General features: G+C 35.6%; 21 protein-coding genes. 18 read left to right on the plus strand and 3 right to left on the minus strand.

What is annotated here, in order from left to right:
- Positions 1–617: 617 nt before the first annotated feature.
- The 3 genes from cydB to OGZ34_RS21430 form a co-directional block, all read right to left on the minus strand.
- Positions 618–1,694, minus strand: a complete 1,077-nt coding sequence (gene cydB, locus OGZ34_RS21420; RefSeq protein ID WP_263361688.1) for a cytochrome d ubiquinol oxidase subunit II — start codon at positions 1,692–1,694, stop codon at positions 618–620.
- A 2-nt stretch (positions 1,695–1,696) separates the two neighbouring features.
- Positions 1,697–3,040: a cytochrome ubiquinol oxidase subunit I gene (locus OGZ34_RS21425; protein ID WP_173966394.1), complete on the minus strand. Its 1,344-nt coding sequence runs from the start codon at positions 3,038–3,040 to the stop codon at positions 1,697–1,699.
- Between the two features lie 270 nt (positions 3,041–3,310).
- Positions 3,311–3,904 carry an HD domain-containing protein gene (locus OGZ34_RS21430; RefSeq protein ID WP_173966393.1) on the minus strand — a complete coding sequence of 198 codons (594 nt, stop codon included), beginning with the start codon at positions 3,902–3,904 and terminating at the stop codon, positions 3,311–3,313.
- Between the two features lie 212 nt (positions 3,905–4,116).
- Here OGZ34_RS21430 and OGZ34_RS21435 point away from each other — a divergent pair, with 212 nt between their 5' ends.
- From OGZ34_RS21435 to trpC, 18 genes are all read left to right on the plus strand, one after another.
- Positions 4,117–5,532 (plus strand): MBL fold metallo-hydrolase, encoded by a 1,416-nt coding sequence (locus OGZ34_RS21435; protein WP_263361689.1) that lies wholly within the window; start codon positions 4,117–4,119, stop codon positions 5,530–5,532.
- 151 nt (positions 5,533–5,683) lie between these two features.
- The gene (locus OGZ34_RS21440; protein ID WP_263361690.1) at positions 5,684–6,247 is read left to right on the plus strand and encodes a YeeE/YedE family protein; all 564 of its coding nucleotides are present in this window, start codon (positions 5,684–5,686) and stop codon (positions 6,245–6,247) included.
- Positions 6,248–6,257: 10 nt separating this feature from the next.
- On the plus strand, positions 6,258–6,737 hold the full coding sequence (locus OGZ34_RS21445) for a DUF6691 family protein (protein WP_173966390.1): 480 nt from the start codon (positions 6,258–6,260) through the stop codon (positions 6,735–6,737).
- Between the two features lie 137 nt (positions 6,738–6,874).
- Complete coding sequence (locus OGZ34_RS21450) at positions 6,875–7,648, plus strand: alpha/beta hydrolase family protein (RefSeq protein WP_263361691.1); 774 nt, start codon at positions 6,875–6,877, stop codon at positions 7,646–7,648.
- A gap of 110 nt (positions 7,649–7,758) precedes the next feature.
- Positions 7,759–8,280: a GNAT family N-acetyltransferase gene (locus OGZ34_RS21455; protein WP_263361692.1), complete on the plus strand. Its 522-nt coding sequence runs from the start codon at positions 7,759–7,761 to the stop codon at positions 8,278–8,280.
- 200 nt (positions 8,281–8,480) lie between these two features.
- The gene (locus tag OGZ34_RS21460) at positions 8,481–10,058 is read left to right on the plus strand and encodes a glycerol-3-phosphate dehydrogenase/oxidase (RefSeq protein WP_263361693.1); all 1,578 of its coding nucleotides are present in this window, start codon (positions 8,481–8,483) and stop codon (positions 10,056–10,058) included.
- A gap of 29 nt (positions 10,059–10,087) precedes the next feature.
- A complete protein-coding gene (gene glpK, locus OGZ34_RS21465; protein ID WP_173966386.1) occupies positions 10,088–11,584 on the plus strand; it encodes a glycerol kinase GlpK in 1,497 nt (498 codons plus the stop codon).
- Between the two features lie 4 nt (positions 11,585–11,588).
- Positions 11,589–12,338, plus strand: coding sequence for an MIP/aquaporin family protein (locus tag OGZ34_RS21470; RefSeq protein ID WP_396193439.1), 750 nt, complete (start codon positions 11,589–11,591; stop codon positions 12,336–12,338).
- Positions 12,339–12,666: 328 nt separating this feature from the next.
- Positions 12,667–13,128 carry a MarR family winged helix-turn-helix transcriptional regulator gene (locus OGZ34_RS21475; protein ID WP_173966384.1) on the plus strand — a complete coding sequence of 154 codons (462 nt, stop codon included), beginning with the start codon at positions 12,667–12,669 and terminating at the stop codon, positions 13,126–13,128.
- A 4-nt stretch (positions 13,129–13,132) separates the two neighbouring features.
- A complete protein-coding gene (locus OGZ34_RS21480) occupies positions 13,133–13,765 on the plus strand; it encodes an NAD(P)H-dependent oxidoreductase (protein ID WP_173966383.1) in 633 nt (210 codons plus the stop codon).
- Positions 13,766–13,796: 31 nt separating this feature from the next.
- Positions 13,797–14,363, plus strand: a complete 567-nt coding sequence (locus OGZ34_RS21485) for a YceI family protein (RefSeq protein ID WP_263361695.1) — start codon at positions 13,797–13,799, stop codon at positions 14,361–14,363.
- Positions 14,364–14,571: 208 nt separating this feature from the next.
- Positions 14,572–15,852, plus strand: coding sequence for a hypothetical protein (locus OGZ34_RS21490; RefSeq protein ID WP_263361696.1), 1,281 nt, complete (start codon positions 14,572–14,574; stop codon positions 15,850–15,852).
- Between the two features lie 300 nt (positions 15,853–16,152).
- Complete coding sequence (locus OGZ34_RS21495) at positions 16,153–17,553, plus strand: anthranilate synthase component I family protein (RefSeq protein WP_173966380.1); 1,401 nt, start codon at positions 16,153–16,155, stop codon at positions 17,551–17,553.
- A gap of 118 nt (positions 17,554–17,671) precedes the next feature.
- Positions 17,672–18,121 (plus strand): hypothetical protein, encoded by a 450-nt coding sequence (locus OGZ34_RS21500; protein ID WP_173966379.1) that lies wholly within the window; start codon positions 17,672–17,674, stop codon positions 18,119–18,121.
- An 82-nt stretch (positions 18,122–18,203) separates the two neighbouring features.
- A complete protein-coding gene (locus OGZ34_RS21505; RefSeq protein ID WP_173966378.1) occupies positions 18,204–18,770 on the plus strand; it encodes an anthranilate synthase component II in 567 nt (188 codons plus the stop codon).
- A 97-nt stretch (positions 18,771–18,867) separates the two neighbouring features.
- The gene (gene trpD, locus OGZ34_RS21510; protein ID WP_263361697.1) at positions 18,868–19,860 is read left to right on the plus strand and encodes an anthranilate phosphoribosyltransferase; all 993 of its coding nucleotides are present in this window, start codon (positions 18,868–18,870) and stop codon (positions 19,858–19,860) included.
- 13 nt (positions 19,861–19,873) lie between these two features.
- Entirely contained in the window at positions 19,874–20,242 is a 369-nt protein-coding gene (locus tag OGZ34_RS21515) for a four helix bundle protein (protein WP_263361698.1), read from the plus strand.
- 57 nt (positions 20,243–20,299) lie between these two features.
- Positions 20,300–21,079, plus strand: a complete 780-nt coding sequence (trpC, locus tag OGZ34_RS21520; protein ID WP_263361699.1) for an indole-3-glycerol phosphate synthase TrpC — start codon at positions 20,300–20,302, stop codon at positions 21,077–21,079.
- The last annotated feature ends 109 nt before the right edge of the window (positions 21,080–21,188 follow it).

The raw sequence follows: 21,188 nt of genomic DNA on the forward strand, positions 1-21,188 counted from the left end.
GCTCTAATGCTTTAAGGCTTTCAGCCTATTTTAAAGGCTTCTACTTATATTCTGTCTCAGTTAAAACCAACGGCTATTCATATCATTAATTCGTGAATTGCTTCGCCGTAGGCTATCGCTTGTGCCGTTATCAAACCCTGAATTTCAATCAAGATGAAAACCTAAAGAAAATACAAACTAAAAATTACTTACATTCAAAACCTTGTGCTCTGAAAGAGCCTTAGCAACAACATGGTGCGAAGCACTATGAATGAAAAAGATTATGATGATAAGCCCTGAAAGGGCGAAAGCATAACCGCAAAGAAAATATTTATTATATACTTTTTTAAACATATATTCTTCTTTAACCTGTTACTCATTTGCTTTTGTCCCTTCAGGGCAATATTCACTTCTTCTTAATTCGTAGTGCGATGCACTGCTCTAATTCTTTAAGGCTTTCAGCCAATTTCTAAAGGTTTCAAATCACAAAATTTATAAAAATATTCTTTCCCAACTTTACCTAACAACCCTTCTTTTGCTAAAGCCATCTCGGAATCAAACAAAAAAACCGTTGGTTAAAACCAACGGCTATGCATATCATTAACTCGTGAAAATTTGTGAATTCGCGGCTATAAAACCTAATGCTCCCCATACCCGATATCATCCATCTTCCCACTGAATACGCGGTATTGAATCACAAAATAGACAATCACCAAAAACAATGCAATGAAAAACCAATTCATCCCAGCGCTCAGTCCATATTCGTGCACTGCAGTGTTATAAATAGTTAAAGATGGATTTACATTATTCGTAGAAGGCAAAACATTCGGAAAAATAGAAACAGCTGTTGAAGCAAATCCACCTACCAAAAACAGAGATGAAAACAAAAATCCGTAACCGTCTTTTTTCCACGAACGTACTTTGAATAATCCTAAAATCCCAACGAAAGTCATCAATGGAAAAAACCAGAGAATTGGATTCTCTACAAAATTATGGAAAGGCTTTGGCTCAATAAAGTGCCAGATTTGCAATGAAATACACACTAAAACCAGCAAAACGATATTCAATTTAAAAACAACATTTTTAAGCTGTGGATTCAAAGCTGAATTGGTTTTAAAGATGATCCAGTTCGCACCGTGGATGGTTAAGGAAACCACACTCACAATTCCCAGGAAAAGTGTAAACCAGTCTATAATCCCCAATTCACTTGCCTGCGGACTAAATGTTGGATTCCACAATGGCAAAAAGAAATAATGCGCCTCCTGAGTCGAAACGCCATTGGTTACCATTCCAAGGTTGACTCCGCGAACGATATTCCCCAAGGCAATTCCGAAGAACAAAGCCAGAAGTAAACTTGCAATTCCGAAAGCCTTATCCCAGATTGCTTCCCACATAGGATGATGCACCTGTCCGCGCATTTCCAAACCAATGGCACGAAAGATCAGTAACCATAAAATCATGATCAAAGGCAGATAAAATCCGCTGAAAGAAGAAGCATACAAAGTAGGGAAAGCAAAAAACAAAACACCTCCAGCGGCAATAATCCAAACTTCGTTGGCATCCCAAAACGGACCGATTGCGTTTGTAATTGCTTTTTTATCTTTTTCAGTTTTGGCAAAAAATAAATGAATAATTCCTGCTCCAAAATCATAACCGTCTAACACAATGTAAACGGCCAAAATTCCCATTAAAACTACGTACCAAAAAAATTCCATACTTATATATTTTCAGTTATGACTTCAGTGTGAGGTCCTTTATTGATAATTTTTCCAATCAAAAGCAAAAACAACATTCCCAGTAAAAGATACAATCCTATAAAACCTAGTAAGGTAAATAGTGTATTTCCCGAAGATACGGTCGGTGATGCACCGGCAGCTGTTCGCATTAAATTGTAAACAAGCCAGGGCTGTCTGCCCAGTTCGGCCGTGTACCAGCCAGTTGTATTGGCGATGTAGGGGAATGGCATCATAAAAAGCAAGGACCAAAGAATCCACTTGGTTTCATACAATTTGCCTCTGATCAATTGAAACAAAGCAAGGGACATCAAACCAATAAACAGCGTTCCTAGTCCCACCATAATATGATACGCATAATACAAACCTGAAATATTGGTGGGATGAAGATCTTCTTCAAACTGATCTAAACCTTTAATTTCCTGTTCCCAGTTCCCATAAGTCAGGAAACTCAAAATATTTGGAACGGCAATCTTGTTGTCCAGTTTTTTATCTTTAACATCAGGCTGTCCTATTAAAACAATTTCAGATCCTTTTTTCTCGGTATGAAAAATTCCTTCCATTGCAGCAAACGTTACAGGTTGGTATTTCACCACATTTTTGGCCAGTAAATCTCCAGTTGGAACAGCCACAATCATACTGGCAATCAATCCAAAAATCACTCCCGTTTTAAGAAACAGTTTTCCGAAAACAATATTCTTTTTACTTAAAATATAGAAAGAACCAATTCCTGCCACAACAAAGGAACTTGTCACTAAAGAAGCGGCCTGATTGTGCAGATACGATGGCCATAACCACGGATTTAGAAACAGTGCTTTGAAATTAGTCAACACAAATTTTCCGTTCTCCAAAATCTCGTAACCTACGGGATTCTGCATCCACGAATGTGTTGCGATAATTAAGTAACCACTGGCCCAGGAGCCAATACAGATTAGTAATCCGGTGACAAAATGCCATTTATGTCCCAATAATTTTTCTCCAAACAAAAACAGACCTAAAAAAGAGGATTCCAGAAAGAAAGAAAACATGCCTTCCATGGCTAATGTCTGACCGATAATCCCTCCGGTTAACTCGGAGAATTTTGCCCAGTTGGTTCCGAACTGAAACTCCATCGGAATTCCGGTTACCACCCCCATCGCAAAATTCAGAGCGAAGATTCTCATCCAGAAATGGGTGGCGTGATTGTATTGTTCGTTTTTAGTTTTGAGATATTTCCATTTGAAGTACACAATGATCAGCGAAAGACCCATTGTAAGTTGCGGAAAAAGATAGTGGAAAGTAATTGTGAAGGCAAATTGCATTCGGTCATAAAAAAGCATTTCTTCCATAGTGGTATTTTATTTATGAAGTCCCACAAATTTACCCATTAAAACCCGAAATTCCTGCCTTTAAAAAAAGTTTATCCCCTCATAATTGTTAAACTTTTCAACAATTTAGTTGTACAAACTGCACTTATGTTTTTAAGCCAAAATTGTCATTTCGATCGAAGGGAGAAATAGCATTAGGAAATCCGCAAACAAAATCGCCAATCTTTGTCGAGCTTCTTGTGTCATTGCGTGCGATTTCTCCCTTCGATCGAAATGACAAGATTATCCATACTATTCTTTCTTCAAAATCCCTTTTTCAACGCTTTCATTAATCAAGCCTTCGGCATAATTCCATAATGTTTTAGAACCTTCTTTTATAACCCTCTTTTTCTCGTACACTTTATCATAACTTACTCCAAACTCTTTCCAGGTTCCGCCGTTATTAGATGTATTCTGCAACAAAGGCTCTAAACGATCCATCGATCTGGCAAATTTAGCTTCGTTGGTCTCACCTGCTTCAAATTCTTCCCAAATAGCAATTAATTCTTCGGCCTGTTTTTTCGGAAGCAAACCAAAAATACGATTCGCCGCCAATCGTTCTTCATCAGTATTAGAATGATTTTTCTGTGAATCATATATAAAGGTATCACCTGCGTCGATTTCTACAATATCGTGTATCAAAACCATTTTCACGACTTTCAGAACATCAATTGGTTCATCTGAATGTTCGGCCAAAACGATTGCCATTAAAGCCAAATGCCAGCTGTGCTCTGCATCATTTTCGTTTCGGTCACTATGAAACAACTTCGTTTTTCGCTGAATGTATTTTACCTTATCAATTTCTTTTATAAAAGCAATCTGATTCAATAAATCTTCCGTTTTCATCTGTTTAACTGTTTATTTGTTTTAAAATGACATTCGTCATATGCAAAATTATAAGTTAAAGCTTAATTGCTCCAATTTAACTCAATTAATATAACATCTATGTCAAAATCTGCCCTTTTTTTCACGCAGAAATCAAATTTCTGTAACAATAGTCACTTAATTTCCCGAAAAACAGACTTACCTTTGTGCCACATTATTTTAGATTTCAAATCATGAAAATAGAACAAATTTACACCGGATGCCTTGCGCAGGGTGCCTATTATATTACTTCAAATGGCGAAGCTGCAATTATTGATCCGTTAAGAGAAATTCAGCCTTACTTAGAGCGTTTAGAGCGTGATCAGGTAAAATTGAAATATATTTTTGAAACGCATTTTCACGCTGATTTTGTTTCCGGACATGTCGATTTAAGTAAAGAAACTCAGGCGCCAATTGTTTACGGACCCAACGCTGCCTGCGAATTTGACTGTATTTCAGCAAAAGACGGACAAGAATTCAAAATTGGAAATATCACCATTAAAGTATTGCACACTCCCGGACATACCATGGAAAGCACTACTTTTTTATTGATTGATGAAAACGGAAAAGATCATGCGATTTTTTCCGGAGACACTTTATTTATTGGTGATGTCGGACGTCCGGATTTGGCTCAAAAAGCAGCCGGAATGACACAGGATCAATTAGCAGGGATTTTATACCATTCGTTACGAGATAAAATCATGACTTTGGCTGATGATGTGATCGTTTATCCTGCCCACGGTGCGGGAAGCGCCTGTGGAAAAAACATGAGCAAAGAAACGGTTTCTACAATAGGAAATCAAAAAGCGACTAATTATGCGTTGCGCGCCAATATGACCGAAGCCGAATTTATTACTGAAGTCACAGACGGATTATTGCCTCCTCCTGCCTATTTCAGTATGAATGTGGCGATGAACAAACAAGGTTACGAAAGTTTTGAAACAGTTTTGTACAATGGAATGAAAACCATAAAAGCAGAGGAATTTGAAGCTGTAGCCGAAGAAACAGATGCCTTAATTCTGGATACCAGAAGTGCTGCCAATTTTAGTAAAGGATTTATTCCGCAATCTATTAATATTGGAATCAATGGTGATTTTGCTCCTTGGGTTGGAACTTTAATTGGGGATGTAAAACAACCTATTATATTGGTGACGGAAACCGGTCTTGAAGAAGAAACCGTAACCCGTTTAAGCCGTGTAGGATTTGACACGATTATTGGTCATTTAGATGGTGGTTTTGAAGCCTGGGAAAAAGCAGGTTACGAAGTAGACACTGTAAACAGAATCACTGCTCAGCAATTTTCAAATGAATTCAAATTCGGAGAAGACAAAGTTATCGATATTCGTAAAGAAACAGAATATGCTGCAGAGCACATCGAAGACGCGTACAGCAAACCACTGGCTTATATTAATGATTGGGTAAAAGACATTAACCCAAACGAACATTTTTATCTGCATTGCGCCGGAGGATATCGCAGTATGATTGCCGCTTCGATTTTACAGGCTCGCGGTTTCAGAAATTTTAGCGAAATTGAAGGCGGTTTTGGAGCCATTTCTAAAACAGAAATTCCGAAATCAGATTTTGTTTGTCAAAGTAAAGTGTTAAAGTAACAAAGGTTCAGAGGTACAAAGGTGCAAAGGTTTTCTATTTGAATCTCTGAACCTTTATCTCTTTGAACTTAAAAAATAAAGATGCAAAGCAACAAAAGTTTCTCCTTTGAACCTCTGAACCTTTGCCTCTTTGAACCTAAAAAAAATAAAAATGCTGGAAATCTTAAAAGAACCTTGGCCTTGGTACATTGCAGGCCCGTTAATTGGATTAACTGTTCCAATTTTATTAATTATCGGGAACAAATCTTTCGGGATTAGTTCTTCTTTGCGCCATATTTGTGCGGCTTGTATTCCTGCCAATATTTCCTTCTTTAAATACGACTGGAAAAAAGAGAGCTGGAACTTGTTCTTCGTTTTCGGAATTTTCCTTGGCGGAGTTATCTCTGCTAATTTCTTAGCCAATCCAAATCCGGTTGAAATTACACCAGAACTTTCTAGCCAATTAGCCACTTACGGCATTACAGATCATTCTGGATTAGTTCCTTCGCAACTTTTCTCTTGGGAAAGTTTATTAACACTTCGCGGATTTATCATGATTGTCGTTGGCGGATTTTTAGTTGGTTTCGGTACGCGTTACGCTGGTGGATGTACAAGTGGTCATGCGATTATGGGAATTTCAAATTTACAATGGCCTTCATTAGTCGCTACAATCTGTTTCATGATTGGCGGTTTTGTAATGTCCCTTTTGATTTTACCCTATATTCTTTCACTTTAAAATTTCAAAAATGAACAAGTTAGAAAATAAAAATACCGATACAGAAGGAACCAACGGAAGTCAAATCAAAGATTCAGGTTTCTCAAACTTAAAATATCTTGTTGTTGGAATCTTTTTTGGAATTGTATTCGTAAAAGCCGAAATCATTAGTTGGTTTCGTATTCAGGAAATGTTTCACCTGCAATCGTTCTTTATGTATGGTGTGATTGGAAGTGCCGTTGCAGTTGGACTTATATCAGTACAAATCATCAAAAAGTTCAACATTAAAACCATACAGGGAGAAAAAATAGAAATTCAGCCAAAAACGTTCAGTAAAGGACAAATTTATGGTGGATTAATGTTTGGGTTTGGATGGGCTATTACAGGAGCTTGTCCAGGGCCCTTATTTGCTCAAATCGGCACTGGAGTTACTGTAATTGTAGTGACTTTAGTAAGCGCTATTTTTGGAACCTGGGTTTATGGTTTGATTAAAGATAAACTGCCTCATTAATATTCTAACCCCTACATTATTCAGATCAAACCCGACAAATTTTAAAAACATGTCGGGTTTACTGGTACTTAATTTATAATTTCTTTAAAGATAAATTCCTTACTATTTTACGTAGCCATATTGTACATATCGAAAAAATGAGTAAAATATATTTTAAGATTTTAATTTGTTTACTATTAATAAGTTGCTCGAATAGCAAAAAAACAAACTCTCAAATAGCACATAATACGTATCCAGTTAAACTTGATACGTTAACTTTATTTGATAAATCGAGAAATCGTAAAATTCCGATCGCCATTTTTTGCCCAAAAACAGACTCCAAAATTAATAATCAACAGATAATAATTTTTAGTCATGGATATGGAGAGAATAAAGGAGGAGACAATATGATCTATTCTTATTTAACAGAAAATTTAGCTTCAAAAGGATATTTTGTTATTAGTGTTCAGCACGAATTACCTACCGATGCCCTTTTGGCAATGGAAGGAGATTTTAAAGTTACAAGAAAACCAAATTGGGAAAGAGGCACTGATAACATTCTATATGTTTTAAACGAATTTAAAACCTTAAAGCCTGAATTAGATTTTAAGCATTTAACACTAATTGGTCATTCGAATGGTGGGGATATGACTGCTCTATTTGCAAATAAATACCCTAAATTGGTTTATAAAATAATAACGATGGACAATCGAAGAATGCCTCTTCCTAGAGTTAACCACCCAATAGTATATACGTTGCGCTCCAAAAACTATTCTGCAGACGAAGGTGTATTACCGACTGAACAAGAACAACAAAAATACGGAATGACAGTTCAATTCACTCCTATCAACCATAGTGACATGGACAATGACGCAACAATAGAAGAACGTAAAATAATAAATACATGTATTGAAAAGTATTTAAACGAATAATAACTTCCATAAATTAGAAGTTTAACCTGAAAGGTCTACTTGATCTTAATTTATAGTTTCTTTAAAGACAAATTCATTAATTTTCCATTTAATAGTTTAATACCTAAAAGATGAGCGACACAACAGAAAATTTAATTTTGAGAAAAGCTGATATTGCTGAAGTACCTCTAATATGGAGTATCCTACAAGATGCTATTGAACAAAGGCGTCTGGACGGAAGTACACAATGGCAGGATGGCTATCCTAATGAGACAACAATAGAGCATGACATAAAAAATGGCGATGCTTATGTGCTGACAGAAAACAACACTATCTTATCTTACGCAGCTATTCTTTTTGACAAAGAACCTGCCTACGAAGCCATAGAAGGTAAATGGCTTACGAATGGCGATTATGCAGTGGTGCATCGTGTAGCAGTTTCAAAATTGGCAAAAGGCAAAGGTATTGCTACAAAACTATTTGAAAAAATAGAAACTTTATCGATCGAACATAATATATACAGTATAAAGGTAGATACGAATTTTGATAATATTCCGATGTTGAAAATTTTAGACAGATTAAATTATACGTATTGTGGCGAAGTATTTTTTAGAGGAGCCGCTAGAAAGGCATATGAAAAAAAATTAGCGTAAAGACACAGAATTTTAAATTATTTGATCCTAATCTCAAAACACCCGTCAGGTTTTAAAAATCTCACGGGTGTTTTTCTTTAATTTAAAACCAGATAAATATTAAACTTAAATAATTGATTCACTTTGCTTCCAATTCGTTTAGTTTCATTAAGTTTATAATACAAGATCTAATCTTACAAAAACAACCAAACTGATGCTATATGAAACGCTCGGAACAATTGACGCAATTAAAAAACACGGAGAAGTGGGATGTAATTATAATTGGTGGGGGTGCAAGCGGTCTTGGAACTGCTCTTGATGCCGCAAGCAGAGGATACAAAACGATCTTACTTGAAGCAGTAGATTTTGCAAAAGGAACCTCAAGCAGAAGTACCAAATTAGTACATGGTGGAGTTCGCTATTTGGAACAAGGTGACATTCACTTAGTCAGAGAAGCCTTAAAAGAGAGAGGCTTATTGGCGAAAAATGCAGGTCATTTAGTTAAAAATCAATCTTTTGTTATCCCAAACTACAACTGGTGGGGTGGTTATTTTTATACGATCGGATTGACCATTTATGATTTACTCGCAGGACGTTTGAGCTTAGGAGCTTCAAAATATATTTCAAAGAAAAAAACAATTGAAATGCTTCCTACCGTCGAAGAAAAAGGTCTGGTAAGTGGTGTTATTTATCACGACGGTCAATTTGACGATTCACGCATGGCTATAAACATTGCCCAAACTGCAGTAGAAAAAGGGGCTTGCCTTTTAAATTATTCTAAAGTTGTAAACTTACTAAAAGACGATCATAATCAAATTATTGGCATTGAAGTAATAGACCATGAAACAGGTCACAAGTATGATATAAAAGGCACGGCCATTATTAACGCAACCGGAGTTTTTACAAATGCCATCATGAAACTAAACGACAAAGTTTACAAGAAATATATAGTTCCAAGCCAAGGAATTCATCTCGTATTTGATAAGTCCTTTTTACCAACTGATCAAGCCTTGATGATTCCAAAAACCAGTGACGGACGAGTTTTATTTGCAGTGCCATGGCATAATAGAATTGTAGTAGGAACAACTGATACGTTAATTAGAAAACACAGTCTTGAACCTATTGCTCTCGAAAGTGAAATCGAATTTGTTTTGGAAACTGCTCAACGTTTTCTGGCAAAAAAACCTACGAGAGCTGACGTTTTATCTGTTTTCGCAGGTTTACGCCCTTTGGCAGCTCCTGAAGAAGAGGGGAAAAGTACCAAAGAAGTTTCACGAAGTCATAAAATTATTGTTTCGGAAACTGGCTTAATAACGATTACGGGAGGAAAATGGACTACTTACAGAAAAATTGCCGAAGATATCATCGATAAAGCAATCAAAATAGGCAAATTACCTAAAAAAGCCTGTAATACCGAGCAACTTCCCATTCATGGAAACCAAGTGACTACAAATTTAGACCGAATGAATCATTTATATATTTATGGTTCAGATATTCCTAAAATACTCGAATTACAACAAAATGAACCTGAATTAAAAGAAAAGCTACATTCGGATTACGAATTTATAATGGCCGAAGTCGCCTGGGCTATTCGATACGAAATGGCCAGAACAGTTGACGACGTTTTAGCAAGACGTGTCCGGTTATTATTCTTAGACGCACGAGCTGCAATTCAATCATCTGAAAAAGTAGCACGATTACTGGCAAAAGAACTGGGACATGACGAAACCTGGATACATAGAGAAATTACAAACTTCCACGTAATTGCAAGAGGTTTTCTTCTAAAAGAATTTCAATAGACCATTATCAACTTAAGAAAATATAAGTCATGCAAAATAAACTAATTCTGGCACTTGATCAAGGAACAACTTCTTCCAGAGCTATAGTCTTTAATCATGGAGGAGAAATTGTAAGCATTTCTCAAAAAGCTTTTAAACAGATTTTTCCAAAACCAGGATGGGTCGAACATAACCCAAACGAAATCTGGTCTTCTCAAATTAGTGTCGCTGCAGAAGCAATTGCTAAAGTGGGAATATCCGGAAGAGAAATAGCTGCAATTGGAATAACCAATCAACGAGAAACTACTATTGTTTGGGATCGGGAAACAAGTGAGCCTATTTACAATGCTATTGTTTGGCAAGATCGCAGAACAGCAAAATACTGTGACGAATTAAAAGCACAAGGACATGCCGAAATGATTCAGACCAAAACAGGGTTAATTCTGGATGCCTATTTTTCAGGAACAAAAGTAAAATGGATCCTGGATAACGTTCCGGGAGCACGAGAAAAAGCAGAACAAGGAAAACTTTGTTTTGGAACTGTAGACACCTGGCTCATATGGAAACTGACCCGAGGTAAATTATTTATGACCGATGTTTCTAATGCCAGTAGAACTTTATTATTCAACATCAATACCTTAGAATGGGATAATGAATTATTAGAATTGTTTGATATCCCAAGAGCCATGCTACCTGAAGTAAAAGAAAGCAGTACCATTTATGGCGAAAGCTCCACTACCCTATTTTCAACAAAAATTCCTATCGCCGGTGTTGCAGGGGACCAGCAAGCAGCTCTTTTTGGTCAGCTATGCACAACTTCAGGAATGATAAAGAATACTTACGGAACAGGTTGTTTTGTGTTAATGAATACGGGGGAAAAACCAATTCGTTCCACCAACAATTTATTGACCACTGTAGCCTGGAAAATTAATGGTAAAACAACCTATGCTTTAGAAGGAAGTGTTTTTGTTGGTGGCGCAGCTGTACAATGGTTAAGAGATGGAGCAAAAATGATTAACAAATCAGAAGAAATAGAAAGTCTGGCGGCGAGTGTTCCTGATAACGGAGGTGTCTATTTTGTTCCGGCACTAACTGGTTTAGGAGCTCCACATTGGGATCAATATGCCAGAGGTGCAATTCTTGGAATAACAAGAGGGACTACCAATGGGCATATCGCCCGAGCCACTTTAGAAGGAATTGCTTATCAGGTAAATGATTTGCTAAAAGCTATGGAAGCAGATTTTGGAGGAAAAGGAAAAGAACTAAGAGTTGACGGCGGAGCTGCTACAAATAATTTACTAATGCAATTTCAATCCGACATTTATGGAAAAAGCGTTACAAGACCAAAAACACTCGAAACAACAGCTTTAGGCGCGGCATATTTGGCAGGACTTGCTGTAGGATACTGGTCAAACCTGGATGATTTGAAAGAACAATGGTCAATAGATCGCGTATTTTCTCCAAAAATGCCAAAACAAGAAGTAAATAAATTGGTGAAAAACTGGGATAAGGCCGTTGGGCGCGCATCAGACTGGATCGACGAATAAAACAATTAAAACACAGCAGAACATGGCACCTTTTACAGCAGAAATTTTAGGCACAATGATAATGATTTTATTAGGTAATGGCGTCGTTGCAAACGTCGTCCTGAAAGATACAAAAGGAAACAATTCAGGCTGGATGGTTATCACCACAGCCTGGGCATTTGCCGTTTTTACAGGCGTACTCATTGCAGGGCCAGTTAGCGGGGCACATTTAAATCCTATTGTTACACTTGGTTTGGCTCTTATCGGAAAATTCAATTGGAACTTAGTTCCCTCCTATATACTTGCTCAAATGATTGGAGCCATGTTAGGCGCCTTTTTGGTATGGCTCTCACATAAAGACCATTTTGCTGCAACTGAAGATGAAAATGCCAAATTTGCTTGTTTCTCTACATCTCCGGCCATCAAAAACAATTTATCAAACCTAATCAGTGAAATAATTGCAACTTTTGTCCTCATTTTTTCCATTTTTTATATTGCCGGACCCAACCTGCAAATAGCCACAGATCCAAATGCAACAATAGGTTTAGGAACCATTGGTGCGCTTCCTGTTGCAATAGTTGTGTGGGTAATTGGCCTGTCCCTGGGAGGCACAACAGGTTATGCCATTAATCCAGCCAGAGATCTTGGACCGAGAATTATACACGCAATCCTTCCTATAAAAGGAAGCAGCAATTGGAGTTACGCCTGGATTCCGATTGTAGGTCCAATAATTGGAGCAAGTTTAGCTGCATTATTATACCTATTACTTAATTAACGCCGTATATTCTAAGCTAAATTCAGTTTTTTTAAATTAAAACAGATATGGGTCGAATACCTGCAATACGAGAAACCACACACACTTTAAAGACCTGTCTGGTCTGGATTTTTGTCTAAAAGACTGATAATTCAATCTTTAAAAAATCATTAAACTTTAAAAAATCAATTTTTCAAATAAAAATTGTAGTACTTTTACAGTAACTCTACAGGGTTTGTATAACTATAAAACACACAATGTTTCAATTAACAAAAATTTAACATGACATTTGTATATACAACAATCAAAAGTACATACATTTGTATATACAAATTATACACTTACGACTATGACAATTGAAGAGGTTATAAAAAGTACAGTTAAGATGGATAATGCGAAAAAAGTTATTCTAAATATCATGTACACGCAAAACGTGATTCAGGATCATTTCAACGAGTTGATAAAACCGTATGATCTATCTGGGGAACAATATAATGTACTGCGTATATTAAGAGGACAAAAAGGAAATCCTGCTAATATGTGTGTGATACAGGAGCGTATGTTGGCCAAAACAAGTAACACAACCCGATTAGTAGACAAACTATTATTAAAAGATTTTGTTACCAGAAATGTTTGCCCTAACAACCGACGAAAAATAGAAGTTCTAATCACTCAAAAAGGATTAGACGTACTAAAAGAATTAGATCCGAAGGTAGATGAACACGAGCGCGCATTTGCTGAGAATATAAGTCCTGAAGAATTAGAATTATTAAATCAATTATTAGAAAAATACAGAACCCAACAAAATTAAAATTATGAGTACATTATTAGACAATTTAAATTGGAGATATGCTACAAAGAAATTTGATGCGACAAAAAAAATATCATCCGAAGATTTAAACACTTTAAAAGAAGCCGTTAGATTAAGTGCTTCTTCATACGGATTACAACCTTATAAAGTTATTATCGTAGAAAATCCGGAAATAAGAGAAAAATTAAAAGCTGCTGCTTACGGGCAAACGCAAATTACAGATGCCTCACATTTATTTATTTTCGCAAACGACTTAAATGCAGGACCGGAATCTGTTGATGCATATATTAAAAACATTAGCGAAACAAGAAACCTTCCTACTGACGCCTTGGCTGGATTCAGCGACATGATGAAAGGTACAATTGCAAACTTATCACAAGAAGCTAAAAACATCTGGACAGCAAAACAAACTTACATTGCTTTAGGAACTTTATTAAGTGCTGCTGCAGAATTAAAAATCGACACAACTCCAATGGAAGGCTTTAATCCAGCAAGTTTCAATGAAATCTTAGGTTTCGACAAATTAGGTTTAAACGCTTCTGTTATCGCAACGGTAGGTTACAGACATAATGAAGACGATGCTCAACACTACAAAAAAGTTAGAAAATCACACGAGAATTTATTTATCACTATATAATTATTATTAATCCAAAATCAATTTTAACAAAATGAAAAATTTAAAGACAATTGCAATAGCATTATTCGTAGCAGTAGCTAGCGTTTCAGTAAACGCACAAACTAAAAAAATCGACGTAAAAGCAAGTTCGATCAAATGGGTAGGTAAAAAAGTAACCGGAGAGCACTCAGGAACAGTAAACTTAAAAGAAGGAGCTGTAGTTTTCAAAGGAAAAAAATTAGTTGGAGGAAGCTTTACTGTTGATATGACTTCATTAACAGCAACAGATTTGACAGGAGAGTACCAAGGAAAATTAAACGGTCACTTAAAAGCTGACGATTTCTTTGGAACTGACAAATTCCCAACTGCAAAATTAGTTTTCAAAAATATCGGAGCAAAATCTACTGATGTTTACACAGTAACTGCTGATTTAACTATAAAAGGAATCACTAAACCTGTAACTTTTGATATCGCTGTGAAAGGAAATACTGCTACAACAGCTTTCAAAGTTGACAGAACTAAATACGACATCAAATACAACTCTGGTAACTTCTTCCAAAACTTAGGAGACAAAACTATCAATGACGAATTCGAATTGACTGTAGCTTTAAAATTCTAATAGCATAAAAAAACAGCAATTCTTATTATTATAAGAAAAACCCCAATAGTTTAACACTATTGGGGTTTATTTTTACATTTTTCCCAAAAAAATAACATTCATAATATTCCCCTAACGCTTTCGTAATACCATTCAGGACTTTGATTAACATTGGCCTTCTACTTTTGAACTTATTAAAAATCAAAAACTAGAAATCAAAATCATAGTTATGAAAACAAAAATACAACTTGCAATCATCACTCTTCTAAGTTCTTTTTTCCTACAGGCACAGCAGCAGCCTAAAGGAATTTTTGGTAACTCAAACTGGATGAACAACTGGACCAATTTTAAACCTGCGAATACCGAATATAGCGAAGCTACAAACATCATAGCAGGAACCATCAATAAAGACACCAAACTTCTTAAACGCAATACATATCAATTAATTGGAGTTGTTTATGTAACCAATAACGCCGTACTATCGATAGAACCCGGTACGGTAATAAGAGGAGATGACAAAACATGCGGAACTTTGGTTATTACCAACGGATCAAAAATTGTGGCCGAAGGTCTCGAAACAGATCCAATCGTTTTTACTTCCAACAAAGAAATTTTAGAAAGAAAACCGGGAGACTGGGGTGGAATCATCATTCTGGGAAAAGCTCCAATTAATACCTTAGGAGGAATACATGTCCTTCCTTTTGATCTGGAACCAATGTTAAACCATTACGGAGGTCAGGATGCCGAAGATAACTCGGGAATTTTAAAATATGTACGTATTGAATATTCCGGCAGAAAACTAAGCGCTGCAAAAGAACTTAACGGACTTTCGCTTGCCGGAGTAGGGAGAAAAACAATTTTAAGCAATATTCAGATTAGTTACTCCAATGATGATTCTTTCGAATGCTATGGAGGAGATTTAAATATGAACAATCTGGTTTCTTACAGGACTACCGATGACGATTTTGATTTTACCCAAGGGGCGCAAATCAACATCAACAACAGTATAGCCATTCGTCATCCCTTTTCATCAGATATTTCAGGCTCGAGATGTTTCGAAGTTGACTCTTATGACAAAATAGGAAATACCGATATGAGTAAAAAATTAACCAAAATAAATGCAAACAATATTACTCTGGTAAATCTGGAAGAAAACAATCAGGGCCTTGTGCGAGAATCGATTTATGTTAGAGAAAATAGCTTTTTTAACTTAACCAACAGTATTGTTTCCGGATTTACTCCTTTTGTTTTATTAGAAGGAAATATTGGAAACGGAGAAGTCAATTTAGCCAAAATTACCTTCAAAAACTTAATCGTTAACAATTGCAATGGCGGAATTACAAGTGAAGCCGGCGGCGCAAATCCTGCAATTCAAAGTTTTTACAGCAATCCTCTTTTTGATATTAATTTTACCAAAATCAAAAACAGCGAATTGTTTGCAACGCCCAATATCAAAGGAAATCCAGACTTTAGAATGAACGTAAACAACACCATAGCTATTGGTAATTAAGACATTAAAAAAACTTATTCACAATAAAATTTAACAATTTTAATCATTTAAAAGAGTTTTTCTTTACTCTATATGTATTGTAATTCAAATTACATTTATATATTTGTGAAATCAATATAAGATATGAAATCAATAACAAACAATACTTGGTGGTGGAAGAATTTACGTCAAACGTCGTGAACAGAGCTTCCTATGGTATTGTAAACTATAAATCTAAAAGGCTTGTCATCACGACAAGCCTTTTTTTTTGATCAAAAAATAAGTAAAAAAATATAGTAAAAATTTAATACACAAAATACTTTGAAACCATTTATACTCAACACACACTACAAACAAATTCTGGCAGATACCATTACACCAGTAAGTGTTTATTTCAAAATCAGGGATAAATTCCCAAATAGTTTACTACTGGAAAGTAGTGATTATCACGGAAATGACAATAGTTTCTCTTACATCTGCTGCAACCCTATTGCAACAATTAAAATTGAAAATGAAACTATTTCAAAAACTTTTCCTGACGGAACTAAAGAACGAATTTCTATTAACGGTACAACGAATATTCCAGAAATAATTCAGGAATTCTCAAGCCAATTTCAGTCAGAGAAAAACGACTTTAAATTCATCAACAATGGTTTATTCGGATACATTTCTTACGATGCCGTTCGTTATTTTGAGAAAGTTTCGATTGCCAAAAAAGACAAGGCAACTTCAATTCCGGACGTTTTTTATGCCGTTTATCAAAACATTATTGCTATCAATCACTTTAAAAATGAAGCCTACATTTTTTGTCATAGCGTTGATGGAAGAAATAACATTTCGGAAATCGAACAATTGTTACAATCCAGAAATATTGCATCATATAAATTTACCAAAGAAGGAGATGGTTTCTCTAATTTAACCGACGAAGAATTCAAACACAATGTAGCTTTAGCCAAAAAACACTGCTTCCGTGGAGATGTTTTTCAATTGGTACTTTCACGTCGTTTTACTCAAGGTTTTAAAGGAGATGAATTCAATGTATATCGCGCTTTACGTAGTATAAACCCATCTCCATACTTATTTTTCTTTGATTATGGTGACTTCAAAATATTCGGATCTTCACCTGAGGCACAAATCATTGTAAAAAACAGAAAAGCAGAAATTCACCCTATAGCCGGAACTTTTAAAAGAACCGGAAATGACGAACAAGATGCTGTTCTGGCCAAGCAGCTTTCAGAAGATAAAAAAGAAAACAGCGAACACGTAATGTTAGTCGATTTAGCCAGAAATGATTTAAGCCGAAATGGTCATGATGTACATGTCGAAAAATATAGAGAAGTTCAGTTTTTCTCTCACGTCATTCACCTGGTTTCTAAAGTAACAGGGCACTTACATGAAAAAGCAACAACCATGCAGGTAGTTGCGGACACTTTCCCGGCAGGAACATTAAGTGGTGCTCCAAAACACCGAGCGATGCAATTAATAGAAAATTACGAAAAAACCAATCGTAATTTTTACGGAGGCGCTATTGGTTTTATGGATTTTGAAGGCAATTTCAATCACGCTATTATGATTCGAACTTTCCTGAGTAAAAATCACCAGTTGCACTGTCAGGCCGGTGCCGGAATTGTAGCAAGTTCTGACGAAGAAAGCGAAATGCAGGAAGTTTACAATAAACTTAGAGCCTTGAATACAGCCTTAGAGATGGCGGAGAAAATATAAGTATGTTTTTCAGGTTTCAGGTTTCACGTTGTTGGAACACAAACAAAACCTGAAACAAAAAGAGCCTGAAACTTGAAACAAAAATGAAAAACAACCATAAACACAACCTAAAAAAACGATGAAGAACATTATTCCATTTTTGATTGCCATTGTATTATTTACTTCCTGTGAAGCTAAAAAAGAATCGAACACACTTCCTTTAAGCGGAACCTGGCGTCTGATATCAGCTGAAACCACCGAAAAAGATTCTACGTTCTCGACTTTCAATCCAAAAACAAAAATGATTAAAATTATAAATGATAACCATTTTGCTTTTTTCAATCATGATTTAAATAACGGTAAGGATTCAACAAATGCAGTTTTCTTTGGCGGAGGTGGAAAATATACTTTAAAAGACAGTATTTATACCGAAAATCTGGAATACTTCAATAACCGTCAATGGGAAAACAATAAGTTTGAGTTTGTTGTAAAAATTAAAAACGATACTCTGATTCAGAAGGGAATCGAAAAATTAGAAAAATTAGGAATCGATCGTATTATCACTGAAAAGTATGTTCGGGAAAAATAAATAAAAATCAGTTGCCAGTCTCAGTATTCAGTCACAAAAAACTTAGAATCTTAGTCACTTAGCAACTTAGAACCTCAAAAAAATGAAAAAAATATTAGTTATAGACAATTACGATAGTTTCACTTATAATTTAGTACACTATCTGGAAGATTTAAACTGTGAAGTTACGGTATATAGAAATGATGAGTTTGATATTGAAGAAATAGCATCTTTTAATAAAATATTACTTTCTCCAGGACCTGGAATTCCGGATGAAGCGGGATTGTTGAAAGCGGTAATTCAAAAATACGCTCCAACAAAGAGTATTCTAGGAGTTTGCCTAGGACAACAGGCTATTGGGGAGGTTTTTGGAGGAACGCTTTCAAACCTCGACAAAGTATATCACGGCGTTGCCACAAATGTAAAAACAGTAGTTACAGATGAGCTTTTGTTTGAAGGCTTAGGAAATGAATTTGAAGTAGGAAGATACCATTCCTGGGTAGTCAACAGCAATTTACCAGAGGCTCTTGAAGCCACTTCAGTTGATGAAAACGGACAAATCATGTCACTAAGACATAAAACATTTGATGTAAGAGGTGTTCAGTTTCATCCCGAAAGTGTTTTGACACCAAAAGGAAAACTGATTTTAGAGAATTGGATAAAGAGTTAGAAGTCGTCAGTCACAGTCACAGTATTCAGTGGCGGCATTCAGTCACAGTGAAACCTTAGAACCTTAGTACCTCAGAACCTTAACAACTTAAAAAAAAATGAAAAACATACTAAATAAATTAATCAATCACGAAGTACTTTCGAAAGAGGAAGCCAAAGACGTATTGATTAATATCTCAAGCGGGGCTTACAATCCAAGTCAGATCTCGGCATTTTTGACCGTGTTTATGATGCGCAGTATTACCATTGATGAACTTTCGGGCTTTCGTGAAGCTTTATTAGAATTGTGCATTCGCGTTGATTTGTCAGCCTATAACGCCATCGATTTGTGCGGAACCGGTGGTGACGGAAAAGATACGTTTAACATTTCGACTTTGGCTTCATTTGTAGCGGCCGGAGCAGGAATAAAGGTAGCAAAACATGGAAATTATGGAGTCTCCTCTATTTCGGGATCAAGTAACGTTATGGAGAAAATGGGAATAAAATTCAGTAATGACCCTGCATTTTTAGAAAAATGTATCGATCAGGCAGGAATTTGTGTTTTACACGCTCCCCTATTTCACCCTGCTATGAAAAACGTTGGCCCAATCAGAAAAGAGCTGGCTGTTAAAACTTTCTTTAATATGTTAGGTCCAATGGTAAACCCATCGTTTCCTAAAAATCAACTGGTTGGTGTTTTCAATTTAGAATTAGCCCGAATGTATGCTTATTTATATCAAAACACAGATGTTAATTTTACCATCCTGCATTCACTTGACGGTTACGATGAAATCTCGTTAACCGGTCCAACAAAAATCATTACAAGCGATATGGAAGGCATGCTGAAACCGGAGGATTTCAACGTTCGTCTTTTATCTCAAAGAGAAATTGAGGGAGGAAGAACCATCGAAGAATCAGCGGATATGTTTGTCAGCATTATTTCCGGAAAAGGAAGTGAGGCTCAGAATAATGTGGTTTGCGCAAATGCCGCAATGGCCATTTCAACCGTAACCAAATGCTCTCCTCAGGAAGGTTTTAAGCAGGCCAAAGAAAGTTTGTTTTCCGGGAAAGCTTTAAATGTTCTAAAAAAATTAAAAGATTTAATGATTTAAAAATTAAAAAATTATGACAAAATCTTTTGAAGAATTTGAAGTCTATAAAAAAGGTATCCAATTAGCTAAATTAATTTTTAAATTAATGAATAATAAACCTTTTGAAAAAGAATTTGGTTTTAAAGATCAAATAAAAAGAGCTGTTGTTTCAATCACAAATAATATCGCTGAGGGATCTGAATACAATAACAACAAACAGTTAATTAGATATTTAAAAATTTCCAAAGGAAGTTGTGCAGAAGTAAGAAGTATGCTGATATTATCAAGAGAACTTAATTTTTGTAATCAATCAGAAATTCAAAAAGGTTTTGATTTAAGTATTGAAATATCTCAGAACTTATCAAATTTTATAAAATATTTAAATACAAAAATAGATGCTTAATTTATAGAGCAGTTTTTTCAATCTTTAAATTTTTCAATCTTTTAAATTATAACAACAATGAACATTCTAGATAAAATAATAGTTGATAAAAAACGAGAAGTCGTTCTCAAAAAATCCATTATTCCCGTTTCACAATTGGAAGCTTCTGTATTTTTTGGAAGAGAAACGATTTCTCTAAGTCAAAAACTGAAGACAAGTTCGACAGGAATAATTGCGGAGCACAAACGCCGTTCGCCGTCTAAGTCTGTAATCAATCATAGCTTCACAGTAGAAGAAGTTGTTAAAGGATATGAGAATGCAGGTGCCTGTGGGATTTCGGTTTTAACAGACGGAAAATATTTCGGAGGTTCTTTAGACGATTTACTTTTAGCAAGAGCTAGTGTAAATATTCCGCTTTTGCGAAAAGAGTTTATCGTCAATGAATATCAGATTTTGGAAGCCAAAGCGTACGGAGCCGATTTAATTTTACTGATTGCAGCGGTTTTAACCCGCGAAGAAATCAAATCCTTATCAGAATTTGCAAAACAATTAGGTTTAGAAGTTTTGCTGGAAGTACACAATCAGGAAGAATTAGAAAAATCTATCATGCCAAGTTTAGATATGATTGGTGTGAATAACAGAAACCTGAAAACCTTCGAAGTAAGTCTGGATTTCAGCAAAGAACTGGCTTCTCAGATTCCGAATGATTTTGTTAAAGTTTCAGAAAGCGGAATTTCATCTGTTGAAGCCATTTCAGAATTAAGACCTTATGGTTACAGTGGTTTTTTGATAGGAGAAAACTTCATGAAAACAACCAATGCCGGGCAGGCAGCAACTGAATTTATTAAACGGCTGTAAGCTTTAGGCTATAAGCCTAAAGCTTATTGCTTAAACTCTAACCAATCGATAAAAAATAATATGGCATAAAGCAAAAGCTTATAGCTTAATGCCTATTGCTTATAGCATA

Source organism: Flavobacterium collinsii, assembly GCF_946903285.1.
GTDB classification, from domain to species: Bacteria; Bacteroidota; Bacteroidia; order Flavobacteriales; family Flavobacteriaceae; genus Flavobacterium; species Flavobacterium collinsii.